Source organism: Streptomyces sp. NPDC127068 (genome assembly GCF_042724695.1).
Taxonomy (GTDB): Bacteria; Actinomycetota; Actinomycetes; order Streptomycetales; family Streptomycetaceae; genus Streptomyces.
Genome location: NZ_JBHXEN010000011.1, coordinates 1 through 22,828, shown reverse-complemented (window position 1 = coordinate 22,828; position 22,828 = coordinate 1). Strand labels below are relative to the sequence as shown.

The following is a 22,828-nucleotide window of genomic DNA, read 5'->3' as shown; positions in this document are numbered from 1 at the left end:
AGGGCACCCCGCTAAGGGCTCAGTGGCCCGCTTCGCGGCGTTCGCGGAGCCGTCCGGACAGCGCCCCGAGCACGGTCGGGGGAACCAAGTGGGAGACGTCCCCGCCCCACGCCGCGACCTCCTTGACCAGGGAGGACGAGAGGAAGCTGTACGTGGGGTTGGTCGGGACGAACAGCGTCTCCACACCGGAGAGTCCGATGTTCATCTGGGCCATCTGGAGTTCGTAGTCGAAGTCGCTGACGGCCCGCAGCCCCTTGACGATCGCGGGGATGTCACGCTGCTTGCAGAAGTCGACGAGGAGCCCGTGGAACGACTCCACCCGTACGTTGCCGTACTCGGCGGTGACCTCGCGGATCAGGTCGATCCGCTCCTCGATCTCGAACAGCCCCTTCTTGGACTGGTTGATCATCACGGCGACGTAGACCTCGTCGTACAGCTTCGAGGCACGGGCGATGATGTCGATGTGGCCATTGGTGATGGGGTCGAAGGACCCCGGACAGACGGCGCGGCGCAACTGTGGTTCCTCGCTCTCCGGTCCGATCACGGTGCGTTGTCGCACGTGGGGGCGGTGTCGCTGGTGGCGGCGGCGCGACCGTACCAAAACGTTCCCTCGCCGTAGCGCCGGGACCGAACGGACTCGAAGCCGGCGGGCCAGGGGAACGCGCCGCCCCGGGTACTGCGCTCCACGGTGACGAGCGCGTCGACGGTGAGCCACCCCTCAGCACGGAGTGTGAGCAGGATCTCTTCAAGATCGCCGTTCTCGACGGCGTAGGGCGGATCGAGGAAGACGACGTCGTACGGTGCGGTCGGCGGGGGTCCGGTGACCACCTGTTGCGCGCGGCCGGCCCGCACCTCGGCGCCGGCCAGGCCGAGCGTGCGGACGTTGTCCCTGATCACCTTGGCGGCCCGGGGGTCGGCCTCGACCAGCAGGGCGTGGGCGGCTCCCCGGGACAGCGCCTCCAGGGCCACCGCGCCGGAGCCCGCGTACAGATCGGCGACCCGCAGGCCGCTCAGGGTGCCGAGCAGGGACTCCCAAGTGGAGAAGAGCCCTTCTCGCGCGCGGTCCGAGGTGGGGCGGGTGCCGTTGCCCGGGGGGACGGCCAGCCGCCGTCCACCGGCGAGTCCGGCGATCACGCGGGTCATGTGCGCTCGGGTCCTTCACGGTGCGGTCGGTACGGACACCCCCACGATAGGCGTCCGGGGCGGGATGCGGTCGCGCGCACCCGACCGGGCGGGCTCAGCCCTTCTCCAGGTACGCCTCCCGCTCGGCGTCGACCAGTGCGTCCAGGGCCACCCGAAGGCCCGGCAGTTCCCGTAGCTCCGGGTCGGCCGCGACCACCGCCGCGGCCTCTTCCCGGGCCTCGGCGATGACGTCCTCGTCCCCCAGGACGGTGAGGACCCGCAGCGAGGAGCGCACCCCCGACTGCGCCTGCCCGAGGACGTCGCCCTCCCGTCGCTGCTCCAGGTCGATGCGGGACAGGGCGAACCCGTCCAGGGTGTCCGCGACCGCTTCCAGCCGGGCCCGGGCGGTGCTGGCCTCGGGCATCTCGGTGACCAGCAGGCACAGGCCGGGGGCCGAGCCCCGGCCGACCCGTCCCCGCAGCTGGTGGAGCTGGGAGACCCCGAAGCGGTCCGCGTCCATGATCACCATCGCGGTGGCGTTGGGCACGTTGACCCCGACCTCGATGACGGTGGTCGCCACCAGCACGTCCGTCTCCCCGGCGGCGAACCTCCGCATCACCGCGTCCTTGTCCTCGGGCGCCATCCGTCCGTGCAGCACCTCGACGGCGAGCCCCTGCAAGGGGCCGCGGGCCAGTTCCGCCGCGACGTCCAGGACGGCCAGCGGGGGGCGCTTGTCCGCGGTGGCCGCCGCCTCCTCCTCCTTCGCCGCGGCCTTGGCCTCCGCCGTGGCGCGGGCCTTGGCCGCGGCCTTCGCGTCGGCCCCGGAACCGGTCTTGGCGTCGGCGGCGGGTTCGGCCGCCTCCGGGTCGTCGCCGATGCGGGGACAGACCACGTACGCCTGGTGCCCCTTGGCGACCTCCTCCCGCACGCGCTGCCACGCACGCGTCAGGAAGTGCGGCTTGTCGGCGGCGGGCACGACGTGGCTGGCGATCGGCGAGCGTCCGGCGGGCAACTGGTCGAGGACGGAGGTCTCCAGATCGCCGAAGACGGTCATCGCCACCGTGCGCGGGATGGGGGTCGCGGTCATGACCAGCAGGTGCGGGGTGCGCCGCTCACCGCCCTCCCCCCGGGGCCCCTTGCCGCGCAGGGCGTCCCGCTGCTCGACGCCGAACCGGTGCTGCTCGTCCACGACCACCAGGCCCAGATCGTGGAACTGGACCTTGTCCTCGATCAGTGCGTGGGTGCCGATGACGATGCCCGCATCGCCGCTGACCAGGTCCAACAGGGCCTGTCGGCGGGCCGCCACCCCCATGGAGCCGGTGAGCAGCACCACCTTGGTGCCGTGGTCGGCGCCGCCGAGCATGCCGCCCTCGGCGAGTTCGCCCATCATCTCCGTGATGGAGCGGTGGTGCTGCTGGGCCAGCACCTCGGTGGGCGCCAGCATCGCCGTCTGTCCGCCCGCGTCGACCACGGCGAGCATGGCCCGCAGCGCCACCAGGGTCTTGCCGGACCCGACCTCGCCCTGGAGCAGCCGGTGCATGGGGTGCTCGGTGGCGAGGTCGTCGAAGATCTCGGCGGTGACCTTCCGTTGCCCGTCGGTCAGGGTGAACGGGAGCCGCGCGTCGAACGCGGTGAGGATGCCGTCGGGGCCGGGGCGGCGGGCCGTGGCGGGCAGTTGGGCGTCGCTGAAGCGGCGGCGGGCCAGGGCGACCTGGAGGACGAACGCCTCGTCCCACTTGAGGCGGGCCCGGGCATCGGCGATGTCGGCCTTGGTGTGCGGGCGGTGGACCTTCAGCAGGGCCTCGGGCAGGGGGACCAGGGCGCGCCCCTCGCGCAGTGCGGGCGGCAGCGGGTCCACCGCCTCGGGGGCGCTGGGGAGGACCGCGTCCACGGCCTTGGCGATCTTCCAGGACTCCATCTTGGCGGTGGCCGGGTAGATCGGGATCAGGGCGCCCGCCCAGGAGTCGACGGCGCTGCCCTCCGCCGCCCCGTCGGACCCCGGCGCGGGGTCCGGGGTGCGGCGCAGCAGTTCGTACGCGGGGTGGGCCAGTTGGAGCTTGCGGTTGAAGAGCGAGACCTTGCCCGCGAACATCGCCCGGGTGCCGGGCAGCAGGTCCTTGTGCGGTTTGTGGACGCCGCGGCCGAAGAAGACGAGTTGCAGGCGTCCGCTGCCGTCGGTGATGACGACTTCGAGGCGTTGTCCGCTGCCCCCGTTGAACTTCAGGACCCGGGCGGTCTCGACCTGGGCGACCACGGTGACGTGTTCGTCCAGGGGGAGATCGGCGAGTCTGGTCAGCTCGCCGCGCTCGGCGTACCGGCGGGGGTAGTGGTGGAGGAGGTCGCCTACGGTGTGCAGGTCAAGGGCCTCGGCCATCACCTTGGCGGTGGCGGGGCCGAGGACCTTCTTCAACGGTTCTTCGAGCACGGGCACCCGACCATTGCACACCACCGCACTGACATCGACGCCGACATCGGCCCCATTCGTCCGGGAAATCCGCTGGTCAGCCGGTTCGTTCGGGGCCTAGGATGGTCTGTCCCTTGCCTGCCGCGGTCACCGCTCGCCGGGACCGCCCGACCCGCGCCGTCGTCCGTCCCCCCACCGGCGCAGCGACGATGGACTCCCAAACACCTCAGACGCCTCACGGGCCCCAGGACACCGACGCGCTTCCGATCGCGCAGCCCTCTCCCGAGCCCTTTCCACCCGTGCCGGCAGCCGCGACCCCGACGGGTCCGGAGGACCGCGCACCGGAACCGGGCGACACGGGCGGGGCGCCACCGCCGGTGCAGGCCCCCCACACCTTCCAGGTGGACCTGCGGGGCCTGGTGGACCTCCTCTCCCACCACCTCTACTCCAGCCCCAAGGTCTACCTGCGCGAACTGCTCCAGAACGCGGTCGACGCCATCACCGCACGCCGCGCCGAACAACCCGACGCACCGGCCCTGGTGCGGCTGGCCGTCGAGGAGGGCGGGACCGGCCGCGGCAGGGCCCTGCGCATCGAGGACTCCGGGATCGGGCTGACCGAGTCGGACGTCCACTCCCTGCTGGCCACCATCGGCCGCAGCTCCAAGCGGTCCGGCCGTCCCGGCTCCCCGGTCCCGGTGGACCCCTCGGTCCCGGCGGACGCGGTGACGGGGCTCGAATCGGCGCGCTCGGAGTTCCTCGGACAGTTCGGGATCGGCCTGCTCGCCTGTTTCGTGGTCGCCGAACGCATCCGGGTGGTGAGCCGTTCGGCGCGCCACCCGGAGGCGCCCCCCGTGGAGTGGACGGCGCGCGACGACGGCTCGTACACCGTGCGCGCCCTGCCGGACGACGCGCGCGCCGAACCGGGCACCACGGTGTACCTCCAGGCGCGCGCCGGCTCGCAGGAGTGGCTCGACGAGGAGCGGGTCCTCACCCTGGCGCGGGACTTCGGTTCGCTGCTCCCCTACGACGTCCGGGTCGGGGACCGCCCCGTGACGGACCTGCCGGCGCCGTGGGAGCGACGCCACCCGAGCCCGGGCGCACGACGCGTGGCGCTGGCCCGGCACTGTCACGAGACGTTCGGGTTCAGTCCGCTGGACGCCATCGACCTGGACGTGCCGCTCGCCGGCATCCGGGGCGTCGCGTACGTGCTGCCGCAGGCGGTGAGCCCCGCCCAGCGCGCCGGCCACCGGGTGCACCTCAAGGGCATGCTGCTGACCGACCGGGCCGAACAGCTGCTGCCGGACTGGGCGTTCTTCGTGCGCTGCGTCCTCGACACGGACAGCCTGCGGCCCACCGCGTCGCGCGAGGCGCTGTACGAGGACGAGACGCTGGCCGCGGTCCGGGAGGCGCTCGGCGAACGCATCCGCAGTTGGCTGTCCGAACTCGCGGCGGGCGACCCGGACCGGCTGTCGGCCTTCGTCTCGGTGCACCACCTGGGCGTCAAGTCGCTGGCCCGGCATGACCGGGACATGCTCCGCACGATGCTGCCGTGGCTGCCCTTCGAGACCACCGACGGACGGCTGTCGCTGGAGGAGTTCGCCCGGCGCCACCCGGTGGTCCACTTCACCCGCACGGTGGAGGAGTTCCGCCAGGTCGCGCCCATCGCGTCGGCCCAGGGCATCGGCGTCGTCAACGGCGGCTACACGTACGACACGGAACTGGTGGAGGCGCTGCCCTCGGTCCGCCCGGACACCTCGGTGGCGGAACTCGACGGGGAGACGGTGACCGCGCACCTCGACACCGTCGACCCCGCCGAGGAGCTGGCGCTCGGCGCCTTCCTGGCCGCGGCGCGCGCCCGGCTCGACCCGCTGGGCTGCGACGTGGCGCTGCGCGCCTTCCACCCGGTGTCCGTGCCCGCGCTGCACCTCGACGACCGGCGGGCCCGCCACGAACAGGCCCGCGCCGACGCCGAGGAGCAGGCCGACGACCTGTGGGCGGGCATCCTGGGCTCGCTGCGCGGCAGCGCACCCCGGGCGCGGCTGGTGCTCAACCACCGCAACGCGTTGATCCGCCGGATCAGCGCCCTGCGCGATCCGGACCTGATCGGCACCGCGACCGAGTCGCTGTACGGGCAGGCCCTGCTGATGGCGCAGCGCCCGCTGCGGCCCGGCGACTCCGCGCTGCTGAACCGGGCGTTCCTCGGCCTGCTGGAGTGGGCCACCCACACCGAGCACGGGGAGCAGACGTCATGACCGACCCCGACACCGCCCCCGCGATGGACCTGGCCGCGCTGCGGGCCGCGATCGCCGAGAACGACGCCCGACCGGAGGGCCCCGCCCGCAACGCGCGCGCGGAGGCGCTGCTCGTGGAGGCGGAGAAGCTGGGCCTGCCGCTCGCGGTGATCGAGGCCCTGGGGCACCAGTTGCAGGTGTACTGCTACAGCTCCGAGAAGGACCGGATGTTCGTGCCCTTCGCGCGGCTGCTGCGCATGTGGGACGAGCGCCCCGAGGACTTCGACGCGTACGAGACCCACTCCCTGCACTGGGCGTTCAAGTGGATGTCCTCGGGCATGCTCGACCAACCGCACGTGCCGCTCGACTCGATCGAGCAGTGGCTGGGCGAGATGGAGCACCGCTACCGGGTGGCGGGGTTCTCGGAGCGGGCGGTGCGGGCCGGCGAGCACAGCGTCGCCCTGCACATCGGCGACCTGGAGCGGGCCGAACGCGCCCACCGCGCCTGGCGGGCGGCCGACCGGGACCGGATGAGCGACTGTCACGCCTGCGAACTCCACGACCAGGCGTGGTTCAAGGCGTACCGGCGTCAGGACGCCCAGGCCCTGGAGCTGTGGCGGCCGGTGCTGGACGGCGAGTACACCTGCGCCCACGAGCCGCACGCCTCGCTGGCGGCGAGTCTGATGTCGTTGGTGCGCCTCGGCCGCCTCGACGAGGCCCGGGCGAACCACCTGCGGGGGCTGCGGCTGGTGCGCGAGACGGAGAGCATGCGCGAGGCGTACGCGCAGCACGTGGAGTTCTGCACGCTGACCGGCAACGAGGCGCGCGCCCTGGAGTTGTTGGCCGAACGTCCCGCGTACTTCACCGACAGCGGGCACCCGAGGAGCCAGCTGGGCTTCCTCGGGGTGGTGGCCCAGCTGATGGGGCGGCTGACCGAGCTGGGGCTCGGCGACCAGTCGGTGCCCGGACCGGCCGGGCGGGGCTGGACGGCACGGGAACTCGCCGGCCACGCCCGGGCCCAGGCCCTGGCGATCGGTGCGCGGTTCGACGCGCGCAACCGCACCACCCACATCGGTGACGAGTTGCGCGAGCGGATGGCCCGGCGGCCCCTGGTGGCCCGGCTGCCGCTCGGGGTGCGCGCCGGGCGGCTGCCCCCGGTGCCCGCGCCGCGCTCCGCGCCGGACCCGACGACCGCCCGGGTGCCGGACGCCGGTGGCAGCGACCGGGGCGGGACGCTCGACGGGCTGTTGGCCGAGGCTCGCCAGCGCACCCAGGACCGGCACCCGACCGCCCAGGACGCCTGGGCCGCGGTGGCCGAGGCCGCCGGGGCGCAGGGCGTCGTCCTGCCCGACCGGGACCGTGCGGAGATCGCCGACCACGAGGCGATGGGCGGCGGGGACCCCGCGCTGTTCGAGCGGGCGGCCGAACTGTACGAGGCGGCCGGCGCCCCCGACGAGGCGGTGGAGGCCCGGGCGCGCGGGGTCTACACCCGGGCGCTGCGGGCGTCCGGTGCCGCACCGGACGGGTCGGCGGAGGACCTCGCGGAGCCGACCCGGCGGGCGGTCGCCCGGTACGAGGAGTCCGGGACGGGCGCCCGGCACGCGGCGTCGATGCTGCTGTACCTGGCGCGGACCCTGTTGGTCGCCGTCGGGCGCGAGGAGCAGCGGGCGGCCGACCCGACCGCGGCGCCCCCGCCCGACGGGGACCCTGCGGCGGCGGAACGGGCCGCCCGGAACGCCGCGCAACGCCTCCTGGAGCTGGCCGAACGCCATCCGGACGACCCCCGGTTGGTGTCACGCGCCGCCGCCGCCCGGGCGATGCTCGGTGAACTCGCCGCGCACCGGGGCGACGCCGAGGCGGCGGTGGACCTCTTCACCGGTGCCTGGCAGGGGTACGTCGCCGCCGGCACCCCCTGGTTCGCGGCGGAGCCGGCGTCCCGGCTCGCCGCGCTCGCCCGGCACCTGGACGACCTGGACCTCGCCCACCGGGCGGCGCGGGCCGCCCTCGCACACGGGGGGCCGCTGCTGCCGCCGGTGCACCAGGCGCAGCTGCACCTCCAGCTCGCCGAGAGCCTGGCCAGGTCGGGGGACCTGCCGGGGGCGTGCGAGCACGCGTTGGAGGCCGCCCACTGGTCCGACGAGTCCGGTGCGGGGCCCGCCCTCGGTGCCTGGGCGCGGCACCAGCTGGGCGGACTGCTGCTCCAGCTCGGGCGGTACGCCGAGGCCGCCGAGGTCCTGGAGGCCGCGCTCCTGGACCTGACCGAGGAGGCCCACGGGGACGGCACCCTGGTGCAGACCCGGTGGTGGTTGGGCGACTGTCTGCGGGAGTTGGGCAACCACCGGGACGCCGCCGAACAGTGGCTGCTCGCCGCCGAGACCGCCCGGACCTGGCCCGAGCAGCGGGACCACGCGATGCTCGCCCACATGGCCGCGGAGGCCCTGGGGCACGCGGGCCTCGCGGCCGAGGCGGACCGGGCGTACGAGCGGGCCGGCGAGCTGTGGCGTCCGCTCGGCAATCCGCACGGGTTGGTGCGTTCGTTGCGTTCGCGGGCGTGGCTGATGGTGGACGAGGACGCGGGGCACCTCGCCGGGGCCGGGCTCGACGAGGCGCGGGAGTTGATGGAGGCCGCGCTGTTCGAGTGCGAACGGGCCCTCGCCGCCGCCCGGAACGCCGCTCCCGAGGAGGTCGGCGAGGGGGCCCGGGAACGGTTGGTCTCCGAATCGGCGCAGACCCGGCGGCAGTTCGGGGAGCTGTTGGTCCGCTCGCAGGACGGCATCCCGGAGGGCGATCCCGCGGTCCGTGCGGCGTACGAGGAGGCGCTGGAACACGTGGGGCGCGCGGTGGACGACTACGCCTCGTTGGGGCCCGCGGCGCTGGACAGCCGGACGGCGGCGGAACTGCACGCCGGTTGGCTGCTGTCGTACCTGGGGCGCCGCGACCGGGCCGAGGCGCGGGCCCGGTCGGTGCTCCTCGCCCACCGGGGCTCCTCGGACGAGACCGGGAGCGCCCGTACGGCCGCCGCCGAGGAGTTGTTGGCGCATCTGGCCGGGCGGGACTGAGCGGGTCCGGCGGCCCCGGGGCTACTCGACGCCGATGAGCAGCAGCGCGGAGTGCCGCCCGCCCCGGTAGACGACCGTGTCGACCGCGAGGTGGGCTTCGCGCACATGGCGTTCCAGCAGGTCCGCGACGCCGTCCGGCGCGTCCTCGCCGAGCACCAGGGTGACCAGTTCGCCGCCCGCCGCGAGCATCCGGTCCAGGACCGTGACGGCGGTGCGCGCGAGGACGTCGCCGGGGACCGTTCCGCCGGGCGCTGCCGGGGCCGCGCCGTCGTCAGGGGTCTCCCCGATGACCGCGACGTCGCCGTCGATCAGTCCGAGCACGTCACCGGCCTGGCAGATGCCCGCCATGGTCCAGGACTGCCGTTCCGCCACGGCGAGCTCCCCGTAGCGGGTGGCACCGGCGGCGGAGGTCATCGCCACCACGTCCTCGTCGAAGCGGCGGTCCGGTTCGTGGACGGCGAGCGCCGCGATGCCCTGGACGGCGGACCGGGTGGGGATCAGGGCGACCCGCACCCCTTCGGCGCGGGCCTGTTCGGCGGCTGCGGCGGCGGTGTGCCGCAGCCCGGCGTCGTTCGGCAGCAGCACCACCTCGCGGGCGTGGGCCCGGCGGATCACCTGGACCAGTTCGCCGCTGGCCGGGGGCTCCCCGGGACGGGCCAGCACGGGTACGGCACCGGCCCGGGCGTACAGCTCGGCCAGGCCCTCGCCGGGGACGACGGCCACGACCGCCCGCTGTACCGGTGCGACGGCCTCGCGGTCGTCGCCCGGGCGGGCGGTGTGCGCGTCGCCGGCGCCGAAGTGGGTGATGCGGATGCGGTGCGGGCGTCCCGCCTCGACCCCGGCCTCCACGGCGGCGCCCGCGTCGTCCACGTGCACGTGCACGTTCCACAGCCCGTCGCCGCCGACGACCACCAGGGAGTCCCCGAGGGCGTCGAGCCGGGCGCGCAGCCGCTCCACGGCCGCGTCGGTGGCCTCCAGCAGGTAGATCACCTCGTACGCCGGCCCGTCCGCCGCCGCGTCCCGGTGCTCCTCGCACTCGTCGGGGGCGGCCGGCTGCCGGGGCTCGCGGGCCGCCCGCGCACGGCCCGCGGCGACGGTCGGCGGGCGCTCCCCCGTCAGTGCCTCCACCAGGGCGCCGAGAACGGCGACCAGGCCCCGTCCGCCGGCGTCCACGACGCCCGCCCGCCCCAGGACCGCCAGCTGCCCGGGGGTGGCTTCCAGGGCCGTCACGGCGCCCCGGTAGGCGGCCCTGACCACGGCCGGGCAGTCGCCGTCGGCGTCGGCCGCCGCGTCGGCCGCCGCCGTCGCCACGGTCAGGACCGTGCCCTCCACGGGGTGCGCGACCGCCTCGTACGCCGACTCCGCGGCCCGGCGCAGCGCCCGCCGCAGCCGTTCTGCGTCTTCGGTGTCCCCGGCTTCCCCGGCTTCGGCGGCTTCGGCGGCTTCGGCGGCGAGGACCTGGGCCATGCCGCGCAGCAGCTGGGCGAGGATCGTTCCCGAATTGCCGCGCGCTCCGATGAGCGCCCCGTGCGCCATCGCGCGCATCACTTCGGACGGTGCCGGAAGCTCCGGCTCGTGCCCGGCGAACACCGCTTCCACGGCTTGTACGGCGGATTCCAGCGTCAGGTAGAGGTTGGTCCCGGTGTCGCCGTCGGCCACCGGGTAGACGTTGATCGCGTCGATCTCCTCGCGGGCCCTGCCCAGCGCCTCCAGGGACCGTGCGCACCAGGCGCGCACCGTGACGGAGTCGAGGATCTGGGGCACCTGCTGGCCTTCCTTCGGGCATCCGGACTGCGAGGCAGCGTAGCGCCCGGCCCGGACCGCGGCCCCGGTGGGAAGAGCACCCGCAGCGGCCGGCGGGGAGGTCGTCGGGCGGAGCGTGGTAGTTTCGTTCTACCGAAGCGGCCGTAGTATGCTGCTCCGGTTGCCCGATCCACATCGGGCCTTTCCCCTGGCAACGCCACCCGATCACTGCACTGGTCCCGGCATGCCGGGTTCAACCGTAAGTGCATCTGAAGTCTTTGGAGTGACCCGTGGCTGCCAACTGCGACGTCTGCGGCAAGGGGCCGGGCTTCGGCAACAACATCTCCCACTCGCACCGCCGTACGCCCCGTCGCTGGAACCCCAACATCCAGCGCGTGCGTGCCGTGGTCGGTCGGACGCCGAAGCGGCTCAACGTCTGCACCTCGTGCATCAAGGCCGGCAAGGTCTCGCGCTGACGTATAGCTTTTAGCGCGGCCACTTGCTGGTTGCTGAGGAGCCGGTCCACCCTCGGGTGGGCCGGCTTCTCCGTGTGCGCGGTCAGTCCCGGGTGACGTTCCGTGTGCACCAGGCGTGGTCCACCGGGCCGATGCCCGCACCGAGGGCGAACCCGGCGGCTATCGCCCCGGTCACGTACTCCTTGGCCGCCGTCACGGCGACCGGCACGGGGTCCCCGTGGGCGAGCCGGGCGGCGATCGCGCTGGCGAGGGTGCAGCCCGTGCCGTGGGTGTGCCGGTTGTCGAGGCGGGGCGCGCGCAGCCAGTGCTCCTCGACGCCGTCCGTGAGCAGGTCCACGGCGTCCCCGGCGAGGTGCCCGCCCTTGATGAGCGCCCAGCGCGGTCCGAACCCGAGCACCGCGTCGGCCGCCCGGCGCATCCCGTCCTCGGAGCGCACCGTGATCCCCGTGAGTTGGGTCACCTCGTCCAGGTTGGGCGTGGCCACGGTCGCCGTCGGCAGGAGTTCCCGGCGTACGGCGTCCAGCGCGGAGGTCGCGAGCAGGGCGTCGCCGTGCTTGGAGACCCCGACCGGGTCGACGACCACCGGGGCGTCGGTGGCCGCGAGCAGGGCCGCGACCGTCTCCACCAGTTCCGCGGAGGCCAGCATGCCGGTCTTCACGGCCTGCACCCCGATGTCGTCCACCACACTGCGGTACTGGGCGCGGACGGCTGCCACCGGCAGTTCCCAGGCGCCCTGGACGCCGCGCGAGTTCTGCGCGGTGACCGCGGTCAGCACGCTCATCCCGTGGGTGCCGAGGGTCAGCATCGTCTTCAGGTCGGCCTGGATGCCGGCGCCGCCGCCCGAGTCCGATCCGGCGACGGTGAGCACCCGGGGCGGCGCGGCGCGGGGCGGCGGCACGGGAGTCGGGGACGGCGGGGGCTGGGGTGTCATGGCGGTCGTCCGTTCTCGGTCCGGTCGGGGCGCGGGGTCAGTCCTCGATGTCGCCGAAGTGGTCCCAGCCGCTGGCCCGGGTCCAGGGCGCCCCGTCCACGGTGACCTGCGGCAGCGCGGAGGGGTGCAGCACCTCGCCGATGACCCGCCAGCGTGCGGGCAGCTTCACGTCCGGCGGGAAGGTCGCCACGATCGCGTGGTCCTCGCCCCCGGTGAGCACCCACAGCAGCGGGTCGACGCCGACGGCGGTCGCGATGTCGTTCATCTGGGAGGGCACGTCGACCGCACCGGAGCGGACGTCGATGCGGACCTTGCTGGACTCGGCGATGTGTCCGAGGTCGGCGATCAGTCCGTCGCTGACGTCGGTCATGGCGGTCGCGCCGAGCCCGGCGGCGGCCGGACCCGCGTGGTAGGGCGGCTCCGGTCGCCGGTGGGCCTCCACGAAGGCGCGCGGCGAGCGGAAGCCGCGAGAGAGGACCGCGTGTCCGGCGGCGGACCAGCCCAGCCAGCCCGTCACGGCGACCACGTCACCGGGCTGGGCGCCGGACCGGGTCACCGGCTCGTGGTTGCGCAGATCGCCGAGCGCGGTGATCGACAGGGTGATCGTCTCCCCGCGCACGACGTCCCCGCCGACCACGGCGGCGCCCGCGACCTGGCACTCGTCGCGCAGCCCGTCCATCAGCTCGGTCGGCCAGGTCACCGGCAGTTCGGCGGGGACCACCAGGCCGAGCAGCAGCGCGGTCGGCACGGCGCCCATGGCGGCGATGTCCGCGAGGTTCTGGGCGGCGGCCTTGCGGCCCACGTCGTACGCGGTGGACCAGTCGCGGCGGAAGTGGCGGCCCTCCAGCAGGACGTCGGTGCTGGCGACGACCCGCCGGTCCGGGGCGGTCACCACCGCGGCGTCGTCCCCGGGCCCCAGCCGTACCGCCGGGGTGGTGGTGAGCCGGGCGGTCAGTTCCCTGATGAGCCCGAACTCCCCCAGCTCGCCCACGGTGCCCTTCATCCTCGTCCTGCCCCTTCCGCGCCGGTGCGACCGACCGGTCCGACGGCCGCCCCCGCACGCGCGGGTGTCGTGGGCCCTGCCGGCACGGTCGGCGCTGTGCTGGTGATGGGTGCGTTGCGCGGGGTCGGCGAGGCCGTCAACCCGTACCGCGCGTGCACCCCGTGCGCGCCACAGCGTCCGCGGGTCTCCCCGCGGCGCACGGCGACGCGATAACGTGGCGTCTCTTCTCCCCACATGATCCTCGTGGCCGCCCTGGAGGTTCCGTGGTACAGGCGTACATCCTGATCCAGACGGAGGTCGGCAAGGCGTCGACCGTCGCTGAGACCATCAGCAAGATCCCGGGGGTGATCCAGGCCGAGGACGTGACCGGACCGTACGACGTGATCGTGCGCGCCCAGGCCGAAACCGTCGATGCACTGGGCCGCATGGTGGTCGCCAAGGTCCAGCAAGTGGACGGCATCACCCGCACCCTGACCTGCCCGGTCGTCCATCTGTAGTCCCCGTCTACCCTTGGCCGGTGAGCTCTCCCCGTCGCCGGCGCCGTCTGTTCGGGCCGTCCGCCCTCGCCCTGCTGTGTGCCCTCGCCGGTTGTTCTCCGGCGGGCGGTTCGGTGACGGCGGCCGTCCCTTCCCCCGCCGACTCGGCCGACCGGCTGTGCCGGAACCTGCACGGGGCGCTGCCGGAACGGGTGGACGGGCTCGACCGGGGTGACCCGACGCCCGCGTCCGAGTTGACCGCGGCCTGGGGCGATCCGGCGATCATACTGCGCTGCGGGGTGCCCCGACCCGCGAAGATGAACGATCCGAAGGCCGACAGCGTCGAGGTGGACGGCGTCGGTTGGCTGATGGAGCCGCAGGACGACGGCGCGTTCCGGTTCACCACCGCGCTGCGCCGCGCGTACGTCGAGGTGACCCTGCCCGGGTCCCGCAAGGACCGCGGGCTGGCCCCGCTGACCGATCTGGCGGAGCCCGTCGTCGCCGAGGTCCCCGAGGGCATAGCGGACTGAGGTGACGGCCCCGCCGGGTGGCGGGCGTCCCGACGCCCGGGGCGTCGGGACGGCTCCGCTAGCGCAGTCCGGTGGAGCGCCGCAGCGCGGCCTGCACCAGTCGGTCCACCAGTTCCGGATAGGAGACCCCGCTGGCCTCCCACATCCGCGGGTACATGGAGATGGGCGTGAAGCCGGGCATCGTGTTGATCTCGTTGATCACGAAGCTCCCGTCCTCGGTGAGGAAGAAGTCCGCGCGGACGAGTCCCTCGCAGCCCACGGCCTCGAACGCGGCGACGGCCAACCGCTGGATCTCGGCGGTCTCCTCGGCGCTCAGCGGGGCGGGCACGATCCCGGCGGCGGAGTCGATGTACTTCGCCTCGAAGTCGTAGAAGTCGTGGGACTGCACGGGCGGGATCTCGGCGGGCAGGCTGGCCCGCGGCCCGTCCTCGAACTCCAGCACCCCGCACTCGATCTCCCGGCCCCGCAGCAGCGACTCGACCAGGAACTTGGGGTCGTGGCGCCGGGCCTCCTCGATCGCCTCGTCCAGGCCCTCGAAGGAGTCGACCTTGGTGATGCCCATCGAGGAACCGGCGCGGGCGGGCTTGATGAACAGCGGCCAGCCGTGCTCGCCGGCGAACGCGGCGATCCGCTGCCGGGCGCCCGGTTCGTCCCGCTCCCACTCGCGGGGCCGGACCACCAGGTACGGCCCGACCGGCAGCCCGAAGGAGACGAAGACGCGCTTCATGTACTCCTTGTCCTGCCCGACGGCCGAGGCGAGCACGCCGGAGCCCACGTACGGCGTCCCGGACAGTTCCAGGAGCCCTTGGAGGGTGCCGTCCTCGCCGTACGGGCCGTGCAGGACCGGGAAGACCACGTCCACGTCACCGAGCGCCTTGGGCACGGCGCCGGGTTCGTGGTAGACGGCCTCGCGGCTCGACGGGTCGACCGGGAGCACGACGGTGCCCTCGGGCGATTCGGCCAACTGGTCCACGTTCGGGACCGTGCGGTCGGTGATCGCCATCCGGTCGGGCTCGTCCGCGGTGAGCGCCCAGCGCCCGTCCCGGGTGATGCCGATGGGCAGCACGTCGTACTTGTCGCGGTCGATGGCGCGCATGACGGCGCCCGCCGTGACGACGGAGATGCCGTGCTCGGAACTGCGACCGCCGAACACGACGGCCACGCGCGGCTTGCGGAGCCTGAAGCTCTGGGGTGAGGTCTCGCTGCTCATAACGGACTGAGCGTACCCGCTGCCCCGTCGTGGGTCAGCGCCCGCGGGGCCGCGTTCCGCCCGGCGTCCGTCCGGCCGCCGGGGCGCAGGTCAGCGGCGTTCGGGTTTGGCACTGCGGGACATGAGTTCCTTCAGGGCGACGACCGGCGGCTTCCCCTCGTGGACGATCTCGACGACCGTCTCGGTGATGGGCATGTCGACGCCGTGCCGGCGGGCCAGATCCAGCACGGACTCACAGGACTTGACGCCCTCGGCGGTCTGCTTGGTGACGGCGATGGTCTCCTGGAGGGTCATGCCCTTGCCCAGGTTGGTGCCGAAGGTGTGGTTGCGGGACAGCGGCGAGGAGCAGGTGGCCACCAGGTCGCCGAGCCCGGCGAGACCGGAGAAGGTGAGCGGGTCGGCGCCCATGGCGAGGCCGAGTCGGGTGGTCTCCGCCAGTCCCCGGGTGATGAGGGAGCCCTTGGCGTTGTCCCCGAGGCCCATGCCGTCGGCGATGCCGACCGCGAGGCCGATCACGTTCTTGACCGCGCCGCCCAGTTCGCAGCCGACCACGTCGGTGTTGGTGTACGGGCGGAAGTACGCGGTGTGGCACGCGGCCTGGAGCCGCTGGGCGACGGCCTCGTCGGCGCAGGCGACGACGGCGGCGGCGGGCATCCGGGCGGCGATCTCCCGCGCCAGGTTGGGTCCGGTGACGACGGCGACCCGCTCCGCGCCGACCCCCGCCACGTCCTCGATGACCTCGCTCATCCGCATCGCGGAGCCGAGTTCGACGCCCTTCATCAGGGACACCAGGACCGTGCCGGGCGCCAGCAGGGGCCGCCAGGCGGCGAGGTTGCCGCGCAGGGTCTGCGAGGGGACCGCGAGGACGGTGAGGTCGGCGCCCGCCGCCGCCTCGGCCGGGTCGGTGGTGGCCCGCAGGTTCGCGGGCAGTTCGACGCCGGGGAGGTAGTCCGGGTTGGTGCGGGTGGAGTTGACGGCGTCCACGAGTGCGCCGCGACGGGCCCACAGGGTGACGTCGCAGCCGGCGTCGGCGAGCACCATCCCGAAGGCCGTGCCCCAGGAACCGGTGCCGAAGACGGCCGCCTTCACGGTGCTGGTCACTTGCCGTCCTCCACGTCGTTCTCGTGCTGTCCGGCCCGTGCGGGCCGTTCGTTCGGTTCGCTGCGCCCGGCGGTGGTCCGGCTGCGCTGTTGGACCCGCGCCCGGCGCGGGTCGTAGGGGGTGTCCGGTGCCTTCTCGCCGCGCAACTGCTCCAGCTGGGCCGTGATGGCGGCCATGATGACCTCCGTGGCCTCCTTGAGCAGTTCGGGCGTCGGCTCCGCGTCGTAGAACCGGGAGAGGTCCACGGGCGGTCCGGCGAGCACCCGATGGGTCTTGCGGGGCCACAGGTGCGGCTTCTTCGCGTACGGCGGCAACAGCAGGTTCGCGCCCCACTGCGCGACCGGGATCACCGGGCAGCGGGTGCTCAGGGCGACCCGGGCGGCGCCCGTCTTGCCGCTCATGGGCCACTGGTCGGGATCGCGGGTGAGGGTGCCCTCGGGGTAGAAGGCGACGCACTCGCCGCGCTCCACGGCGTCGATGGCGGCCCGGAACGCACTGAGCGCGTCCGTGCTCTCGCGGTAGACGGGGATCTGCCCGGTACCGCGCATGGCGGCCCCGACGAACCCCTTGCGGAAGAGGCTGTGCTTGGCGAGGAAACGCGGCACCCGTCCGGAGTTGTACTGGAAGTGACCATAAGCGACCGGGTCCACGTGGGAATTGTGGTTCACCACCGTGATGAATCCGCCCGAAGCCGGGATGTTCTCCATTCCGCGCCAGTCCCGCTTGAACAGCACCACCAACGGCGGTTTGCACAGGACCGCCGCGAGGCGGTACCAGAAGCCGACTTTTCGGCGGGACACGCGGACACCTTCCTCTAGCTTCACCCGGCCCCGGTCCGGACCTGGTCAGGCGCCCAAGTGTGGCTCCGAGCCGCCTCTCTGTCGAGCACACGGTACGCCCGGGACCGCGCGCCTTCCGCCCCGGCGACACGGGCGGGCGGGACCCCCTCACGGACGGAACGGGTGGGTCGCGGGTGACAATGGGCACGATGTGTGGGGACGGAGCGCGCGTGCAGTGGACCTTGGTCGTCCCGCTGAAGCCCTTGGCACAGGCCAAGAGCAGACTCTCGGACACGGCATCGGACACGGTTCGTCCCGGTCTGGTCCTCGCCTTCGCCCAGGACACCGTGGCCGCGGCGCTGGCCAGCCGGGCGGTACGGGATGTGGTGGTCGTCACGGACGACGCGCTGGCCGACCGGGAGCTGACGCGCCTCGGGGCCCGGACCGTCCCGGACGCGGTCCGGGGCGGCGGGCTGAACGCCGCGCTGGCGCACGGAGCGGCGACCGTGCGCGACAGCCGGCCCGGGGCCGCCCTCGCCACGCTGAACGCCGATCTCCCCGCATTGCGGTCCGAGGAATTGACCCGCGTTCTCGACCGGGCCGCCCAATTCCCGCGCGCATTCGTGCCGGACGCCTCGGGAATCGGTACGACCCTGCTGACGGCATTGCCCGGCACGGAATTGCGCCCCCTGTTCGGCGGGGCGTCGCGCGCCCGGCACCGGGCTTCGGGCGCGGTGGAGATCCTGCTCCCGGACACCGATTCGGTGCGCCAGGACGTCGACACCGGTCGGGACCTGTGGACCGCCCTGGCGTTGGGCGTCGGCCCGCACACCCGGCGGGCGGCGCCACGGCCGCCCGTCGCGGACGGGGAGAGCACCCGGCGAGCGGTCTGCCGGCAGCCGCGCCGTTAGGCTTTCCCCCATGCAAGCCACCGCTTACACGTACGACCCGGACTCCCGCAGCGGCAGCGTCCTCCTGGACGACGGGACCCCGGTCCCGTTCGACGGCCCGGCGTTCGACGCGGGGGGTCTGCGCCTCCTGCGGCCGGGCCAGCGCGTACGGATCGAGGTCACCGGCGACGGGAACGACCGGCGCGTCACGCTGGTGACCCTCCAGACGTTCTAGCGCCGGGCCTGACGGCCTCCGCCGGCCCGTCCGGCCGGGGGAAAGCCCCCGACCCCCTTGACACGCGTCAGCGCCCGCTCACGCGCGCCGGCGGGGCCGGGACAGCCCGCGGGCCGGACTCCCCGGGGGGAGTCCGGCCCGGCGCGTGAGTGACCGTTGCGGCCCCGTCCTACCGCTTGCGGGCGGTGGTCTTCTTGGCCGTGGTCTTGCGCGCGGTCGACTTCTTGGCCGGTGCCTTCTTGGCGACCGCCTTCTTCGCCGGAGCGGTCTTCTTCGCCGCGGTCGTGGTCTTCTTCGCGGCGGCCGTGGTCTTCTTGGCCGCCGTGCTCTTCGTCGCGGTCGCCTTCTTGGCGGCGGCCGTGGTCTTGCGGGCCGTGGCCGTGGTCTTCTTGGCCGTGGCGGTCGTCTTCCTGGCGGTCGTGGTCTTCTTGGCGGCGGCCGTGGTCTTGCGGGCTGCCGGCTTCTTGGCCGCGGCCTTCTTGGTCGCGGCCTTGGCGGTGGTCTTGGTACCGCCGGACAGGCTGCCCTTGGGCGCCTTCTTGACGGAGACCTCGCCGCCCTTGGGGAGCTTCTTCGAGCCGCTCACCAGGTCCTTGAAGCCCTGACCCGCACGGAAGCGGGGCACCGAGGTCTTCTTGACCCTGACCCGCTCCCCCGTCTGCGGGTTGCGGGCGTAGCGGGCCGGCCGCTCGACCTTCTCGAACGAGCCGAAACCGGTGACCGAGACCCGGTCGCCCGCGACGACCGCGCGCACGATGGCATCGAGTACGGCGTCCACGGCGTCAGCGGCCTGCTGACGCCCACCGACCTTGTCGGCAATGGCTTCTACGAGCTGCGCCTTGTTCACGTCTTCCCCTTCGGAAACATTGCTCGAACGAATCTGTTCAAGACTTTTTCGCACGTTAGGCAGATATATACCGCAAATCAAACACGAAACGGGCTAATCACCCTTGTGCCGCAACGAAATCGACCGCTGCCCGCTCGGTCGACCCGCATCGCGACCCGATGCCGGTGCCACTCAGCCCTCTTCAGGGAAACGACCCTCGTCGAGGTCCACACTCAATCGCTCCAGACGCCTTGCCGCATCGGCGAGATCGTGCTTGGCCACGGCCGTGATGACCAGCAGCTTCCGGGTCAGCGCCATCCGTACGCCCTCCGGGACTTGCAGTGCGCGCACCTTGGCGTGCGCCTCCTTCAATTGGTCCGCGACGACCCCGTAGAGCTGGAGTTGGTCATCGCGATCCATGCACCGATTGTGCCATCTAGGGCGAGTTGTCGCCCGCCCAGGGTGCAACTATGCAGCTCGGAGGGCATTTCGCGTCACCTTCAGGGTCTCATCCGCAAGGCAACTTTCGGCCTCTTGTGGCCCTGGACTGCCGTGAGTTGACGACCGGCGGGACGCCCGGCGGAGGGGGTGCGGGAGCGCACACGGATGTACCCCCAACCGTGGGACGGATGGGGGTACATCACCGGGATTCGAAGGGGGTCGCGGGCCCCGAAGGGCCTCGCGGGGGCGCGGGCGGCCCCCCGGGAACTCGGGGAGCGGGCGCCCCGGGCCCCGCCGGCCGGTCCCGTGCGGGAATCCGCGGGGTCGACCGGACCGGGGCCGGGCGGTTCAGAGCGTCAGCGTGCGCGGCTTGTACGAGGGGCGGCGCGCCTCGTACGCGGCGATGTCCGGCTCGTTGGCCAGGGTGATGCTGATGTCGTCCAGGCCGTTCAGCAGCCGCCAGCGGGAGTTCTCGTCCAGCTCGAAGGGGGCCGTGACGCCCTCGGCGCGCACCTCGCGCGCTTCGAGGTCGACGGTCACGGGCGCCTGGGGGTCGGCCTCGGTCAGCTCCCAGAGCGCGTCCACGATCTTCTGGTCCAGAACTACCGTGAGCAGGCCGTTCTTGAGCGAGTTGCCCCGGAAGATGTCGGCGAAGCGGGAGGAGATGACCGCTTTGAAGCCGTAGTTCTGGAGCGCCCAGACGGCGTGCTCGCGGGAGGAGCCGGTGCCGAAGTCCGGGCCCGCGACCAGCACGGTGGCCCCCGCCCGCTCGGGGCGGTTGAGGATGAACTCGGGGTCCTTGCGCCACGCCTCGAAGAGCCCGTCCTCGAAGCCGTCGCGCGTGACCTTCTTCAGCCAGTGGGCGGGGATGATCTGGTCGGTGTCGGCGTTGCTGCGGCGCAGCGGGACGGCCCGGCCGGTGTGGGTGGTGAAGGCTTCCATGGCTCTCAGACTCCTGCGGGGGTGGCGACGTCGGCTCCGGCCAGGTCGGCCGGTGAGGCCAGATGGCCGAGGACCGCGGTGGCGGCGGCGACCTGCGGGGACACCAGATGGGTGCGCCCGCCCTTGCCCTGCCGTCCCTCGAAGTTGCGGTTGGAGGTGGAAGCGGAGCGCTCGCCGGGGGCGAGTTGGTCGGGGTTCATGCCCAGACACATGGAACAGCCCGCGTGCCGCCACTCCGCGCCGGCCTCCTTGAAGACCTTGTCCAGGCCCTCGTCGACGGCCTGGAGCCCGACCCGCACGGAGCCCGGGACGACCAGCATCCGTACGCCGTCGGCGACTTTGCGGCCCTGGACGATGTCGGCCGCGGCCCGCAGGTCCTCGATCCGACCGTTGGTGCAGGAACCTACGAAGACGGTGTCGACCTTGATGTCCCGCAGCTGCTGTCCGGCGGTCAACCCCATGTACTCCAGGGCCTTCTCGGCGGCGAGCCGCTCCGAAGCGTCCTCGTACGAAGCGGGGTCGGGGACGCTCGCGGACAACGGGGCGCCCTGGCCCGGGTTGGTGCCCCAGGTGACGAACGGCGACAGTTCGGCGGCCTCGATGACCACCTCGGCGTCGAAGACGGCGTCGTCGTCGGTGCGCAGGGTCTTCCAGTACGCGACGGCGGCGTCCCAGTCCGCGCCCTCGGGGGCGTGCGGGCGGCCCTTCAGGTACGCGAAGGTGGTCTCGTCGGGCGCGATCATGCCCGCGCGGGCACCGGCCTCGATGGACATGTTGCAGATGGTCATCCGGGCTTCCATCGAGAGCTTCTCGATGGCGGGACCGCGGTACTCCAGGACGTAGCCCTGGCCGCCGCCGGTGCCGATCCGGGTGATGATCGCGAGGATCAGGTCCTTCGCGGTGACGCCGTCGGGCAGTTCGCCGTCCACGGTGATGGCCATGGTCTTCGGGCGGGCCAGCGGCAGGGTCTGGGTGGCCAGCACGTGCTCCACCTGGGAGGTGCCGATGCCGAACGCCAGACCGCCGAAGGCCCCGTGCGTGGAGGTGTGCGAGTCGCCGCAGACGACGGTCATGCCGGGCTGCGTCAGCCCCAGCTGCGGACCGACGACGTGGACGACGCCCTGCTCGACGTCACCGAGCGGGTGGAGCCGCACGCCGAACTCGGCGCAGTTCTTGCGCAGCGTCTCCAGCTGGACGCGCGAGACCGGGTCCGCGATCGGCTTGTCGATGTCGAGGGTCGGGGTGTTGTGATCCTCGGTGGCGATGGTGAGGTCGCGCCTGCGCACCGGGCGGCCGTTCTGCCGCAGGCCGTCGAACGCCTGCGGGCTGGTCACCTCGTGCAGCAGGTGCAGATCGATGAAGAGGAGGTCGGGCTCGCCCTCTGCGCGCCGGACGACGTGGTCGTCCCAGACCTTTTCCGCGAGTGTCCTACCCATCGCTTTCCCTCCGGTCGGCCGTCGTTGGTCGACCCAACTAGGTGTGTGAGCGTCGTCTCCGGTACCCCTCGTCCCGGACAGCGACCGCCGGCCCCGTCGGTCTGCGGGCGGCGTGTGACGTACAGGGTGACAAGTTCCCTGGAGAATTGAACTTGCGTTTCACAGAGTGAGACGCGAATATCGTTGCATGGACAACTCTAGTGGTGTCGGCGTACTCGACAAGGCCGCTCTCGTGCTGAGCGCCCTGGAGTCCGGTCCGGCCACCCTCGCCGGGCTGGTCGCGGCGACCGGGCTCGCACGGCCCACGGCCCATCGTCTCGCGGTCGCCCTGGAGCACCACCGGATGGTGGCACGCGACATGCAGGGACGATTCATCCTGGGCCCGCGGCTGGCGGAGCTGGCCGCCGCGGCGGGCGAGGACCGCCTGCTGGCCACGGCCGGGCCCGTGCTCACCCACCTACGGGACATCACGGGCGAGAGCGCCCAGCTCTACCGCCGACAGGGCGACATGCGGATCTGCGTGGCCGCCGCCGAGCGGCTGTCCGGGCTGCGGGACACGGTGCCGGTGGGTTCCACGCTCACCATGAAGGCGGGCTCCTCGGCCCAGATCCTGATGGCCTGGGAGGAGCCGGAGCGACTGCACCGCGGCCTCCAGGGCGCCCGCTTCACGGCCACCGCGCTCTCGGGCGTGCGCCGCCGCGGCTGGGCCCAGTCCATCGGGGAGCGCGAGCCGGGCGTGGCCTCGGTCTCCGCTCCGGTGCGCGGACCGTCCAACCGCGTGGTCGCGGCCGTCTCGGTCTCCGGCCCCATCGAGCGACTGACCCGGCACCCGGGCCGGATGCACGCCCAGGCCGTCATCGACGCCGCGGGCCGTCTCTCGGAGGCCCTGCGCCGCACCGGCTGACCGGCCCGACCGCACCACGGGGTCCGGGGGGGGGGGGGGGGGGCGGGCCCGCCCGGCCCCCCCCAGGCCCCCCCCCGGGGGGAGGCCGC

General features: G+C 73.3%; 21 protein-coding genes. 8 read left to right on the top strand and 13 right to left on the bottom strand.

Annotated features, from left to right (window positions below):
• Positions 1-19: 19 nt before the first annotated feature.
• The 3 genes from coaD to recG form a co-directional block, all read right to left on the bottom strand.
• Complete coding sequence (coaD, locus tag ACFWIA_RS09155) at positions 20-514, bottom strand: pantetheine-phosphate adenylyltransferase (protein WP_387002143.1); 495 nt, start codon at positions 512-514, stop codon at positions 20-22.
• 26 nt (positions 515-540) lie between these two features.
• A complete protein-coding gene (rsmD, locus tag ACFWIA_RS09150; RefSeq protein WP_387001945.1) occupies positions 541-1,143 on the bottom strand; it encodes a 16S rRNA (guanine(966)-N(2))-methyltransferase RsmD in 603 nt (200 codons plus the stop codon).
• Between the two features lie 94 nt (positions 1,144-1,237).
• Positions 1,238-3,553, bottom strand: coding sequence for an ATP-dependent DNA helicase RecG (gene recG, locus ACFWIA_RS09145; protein ID WP_387001943.1), 2,316 nt, complete (start codon positions 3,551-3,553; stop codon positions 1,238-1,240).
• A 350-nt stretch (positions 3,554-3,903) separates the two neighbouring features.
• On the opposite strand from recG, the gene ACFWIA_RS09140 reads away from it, so the two are divergent.
• Positions 3,904-5,778: an HSP90 family protein gene (locus tag ACFWIA_RS09140; protein WP_387001941.1), complete on the top strand. Its 1,875-nt coding sequence runs from the start codon at positions 3,904-3,906 to the stop codon at positions 5,776-5,778.
• Positions 5,775-8,816 (top strand): tetratricopeptide repeat protein, encoded by a 3,042-nt coding sequence (locus tag ACFWIA_RS09135; RefSeq protein ID WP_387001939.1) that lies wholly within the window; start codon positions 5,775-5,777, stop codon positions 8,814-8,816. Before ACFWIA_RS09140 ends, ACFWIA_RS09135 begins: the two co-directional genes overlap by 4 nt.
• Before the next feature lie 21 nt (positions 8,817-8,837).
• Here the strand turns inward: ACFWIA_RS09135 and ACFWIA_RS09130 are convergent, their stop codons facing one another.
• Positions 8,838-10,580, bottom strand: a complete 1,743-nt coding sequence (locus ACFWIA_RS09130; RefSeq protein WP_387001937.1) for a DAK2 domain-containing protein — start codon at positions 10,578-10,580, stop codon at positions 8,838-8,840.
• A gap of 269 nt (positions 10,581-10,849) precedes the next feature.
• Here ACFWIA_RS09130 and rpmB point away from each other — a divergent pair, with 269 nt between their 5' ends.
• Positions 10,850-11,035, top strand: a complete 186-nt coding sequence (gene rpmB / locus ACFWIA_RS09125) for a 50S ribosomal protein L28 (RefSeq protein ID WP_015036441.1) — start codon at positions 10,850-10,852, stop codon at positions 11,033-11,035.
• A gap of 82 nt (positions 11,036-11,117) precedes the next feature.
• Here rpmB and thiD read toward each other — a convergent pair whose 3' ends face one another.
• Together thiD and ACFWIA_RS09115 are read right to left on the bottom strand one after the other, a co-directional pair.
• On the bottom strand, positions 11,118-11,966 hold the full coding sequence (gene thiD, locus ACFWIA_RS09120) for a bifunctional hydroxymethylpyrimidine kinase/phosphomethylpyrimidine kinase (RefSeq protein ID WP_387001935.1): 849 nt from the start codon (positions 11,964-11,966) through the stop codon (positions 11,118-11,120).
• Between the two features lie 37 nt (positions 11,967-12,003).
• Positions 12,004-12,969, bottom strand: a complete 966-nt coding sequence (locus ACFWIA_RS09115) for a thiamine-phosphate kinase (protein WP_387001933.1) — start codon at positions 12,967-12,969, stop codon at positions 12,004-12,006.
• 263 nt (positions 12,970-13,232) lie between these two features.
• On the opposite strand from ACFWIA_RS09115, the gene ACFWIA_RS09110 reads away from it, so the two are divergent.
• Together ACFWIA_RS09110 and ACFWIA_RS09105 are read left to right on the top strand one after the other, a co-directional pair.
• Positions 13,233-13,466, top strand: a complete 234-nt coding sequence (locus tag ACFWIA_RS09110) for an Lrp/AsnC family transcriptional regulator (RefSeq protein ID WP_387001931.1) — start codon at positions 13,233-13,235, stop codon at positions 13,464-13,466.
• A gap of 20 nt (positions 13,467-13,486) precedes the next feature.
• Positions 13,487-13,975, top strand: a complete 489-nt coding sequence (locus ACFWIA_RS09105; protein WP_387001930.1) for a DUF3515 domain-containing protein — start codon at positions 13,487-13,489, stop codon at positions 13,973-13,975.
• 58 nt (positions 13,976-14,033) lie between these two features.
• On the opposite strand, the gene ACFWIA_RS09100 is transcribed toward ACFWIA_RS09105, so the two are convergent.
• From ACFWIA_RS09100 to ACFWIA_RS09090, 3 genes are all read right to left on the bottom strand, one after another.
• Positions 14,034-15,185, bottom strand: a complete 1,152-nt coding sequence (locus tag ACFWIA_RS09100; protein WP_387001929.1) for a D-alanine--D-alanine ligase family protein — start codon at positions 15,183-15,185, stop codon at positions 14,034-14,036.
• 90 nt (positions 15,186-15,275) lie between these two features.
• Positions 15,276-16,286 carry an NAD(P)H-dependent glycerol-3-phosphate dehydrogenase gene (locus ACFWIA_RS09095; RefSeq protein ID WP_387001927.1) on the bottom strand — a complete coding sequence of 337 codons (1,011 nt, stop codon included), beginning with the start codon at positions 16,284-16,286 and terminating at the stop codon, positions 15,276-15,278.
• Positions 16,283-17,086, bottom strand: a complete 804-nt coding sequence (locus ACFWIA_RS09090) for a lysophospholipid acyltransferase family protein (protein ID WP_387001925.1) — start codon at positions 17,084-17,086, stop codon at positions 16,283-16,285. Before ACFWIA_RS09090 ends, ACFWIA_RS09095 begins: the two co-directional genes overlap by 4 nt.
• 209 nt (positions 17,087-17,295) lie before the next feature.
• Between ACFWIA_RS09090 and cofC the strand changes: the two genes are divergently transcribed.
• Both cofC and ACFWIA_RS09080 read left to right on the top strand, forming a co-directional pair.
• Positions 17,296-17,976: a 2-phospho-L-lactate guanylyltransferase gene (gene cofC, locus ACFWIA_RS09085; protein WP_387001924.1), complete on the top strand. Its 681-nt coding sequence runs from the start codon at positions 17,296-17,298 to the stop codon at positions 17,974-17,976.
• Between the two features lie 10 nt (positions 17,977-17,986).
• Positions 17,987-18,190, top strand: a complete 204-nt coding sequence (locus tag ACFWIA_RS09080) for a hypothetical protein (protein ID WP_385491448.1) — start codon at positions 17,987-17,989, stop codon at positions 18,188-18,190.
• A 169-nt stretch (positions 18,191-18,359) separates the two neighbouring features.
• Here the strand turns inward: ACFWIA_RS09080 and ACFWIA_RS09075 are convergent, their stop codons facing one another.
• The 4 genes from ACFWIA_RS09075 to leuC form a co-directional block, all read right to left on the bottom strand.
• On the bottom strand, positions 18,360-19,037 hold the full coding sequence (locus ACFWIA_RS09075; RefSeq protein ID WP_387001922.1) for an HU family DNA-binding protein: 678 nt from the start codon (positions 19,035-19,037) through the stop codon (positions 18,360-18,362).
• A gap of 171 nt (positions 19,038-19,208) precedes the next feature.
• A complete protein-coding gene (locus tag ACFWIA_RS09070; protein WP_385491442.1) occupies positions 19,209-19,436 on the bottom strand; it encodes a hypothetical protein in 228 nt (75 codons plus the stop codon).
• A gap of 369 nt (positions 19,437-19,805) precedes the next feature.
• On the bottom strand, positions 19,806-20,399 hold the full coding sequence (gene leuD / locus ACFWIA_RS09065; protein WP_387001919.1) for a 3-isopropylmalate dehydratase small subunit: 594 nt from the start codon (positions 20,397-20,399) through the stop codon (positions 19,806-19,808).
• Positions 20,400-20,404: 5 nt separating this feature from the next.
• Positions 20,405-21,835 (bottom strand): 3-isopropylmalate dehydratase large subunit, encoded by a 1,431-nt coding sequence (leuC, locus tag ACFWIA_RS09060; protein WP_387001917.1) that lies wholly within the window; start codon positions 21,833-21,835, stop codon positions 20,405-20,407.
• 187 nt (positions 21,836-22,022) lie between these two features.
• Between leuC and ndgR the strand changes: the two genes are divergently transcribed.
• Complete coding sequence (ndgR, locus tag ACFWIA_RS09055; RefSeq protein WP_028806673.1) at positions 22,023-22,739, top strand: IclR family transcriptional regulator NdgR; 717 nt, start codon at positions 22,023-22,025, stop codon at positions 22,737-22,739.
• The last annotated feature ends 89 nt before the right edge of the window (positions 22,740-22,828 follow it).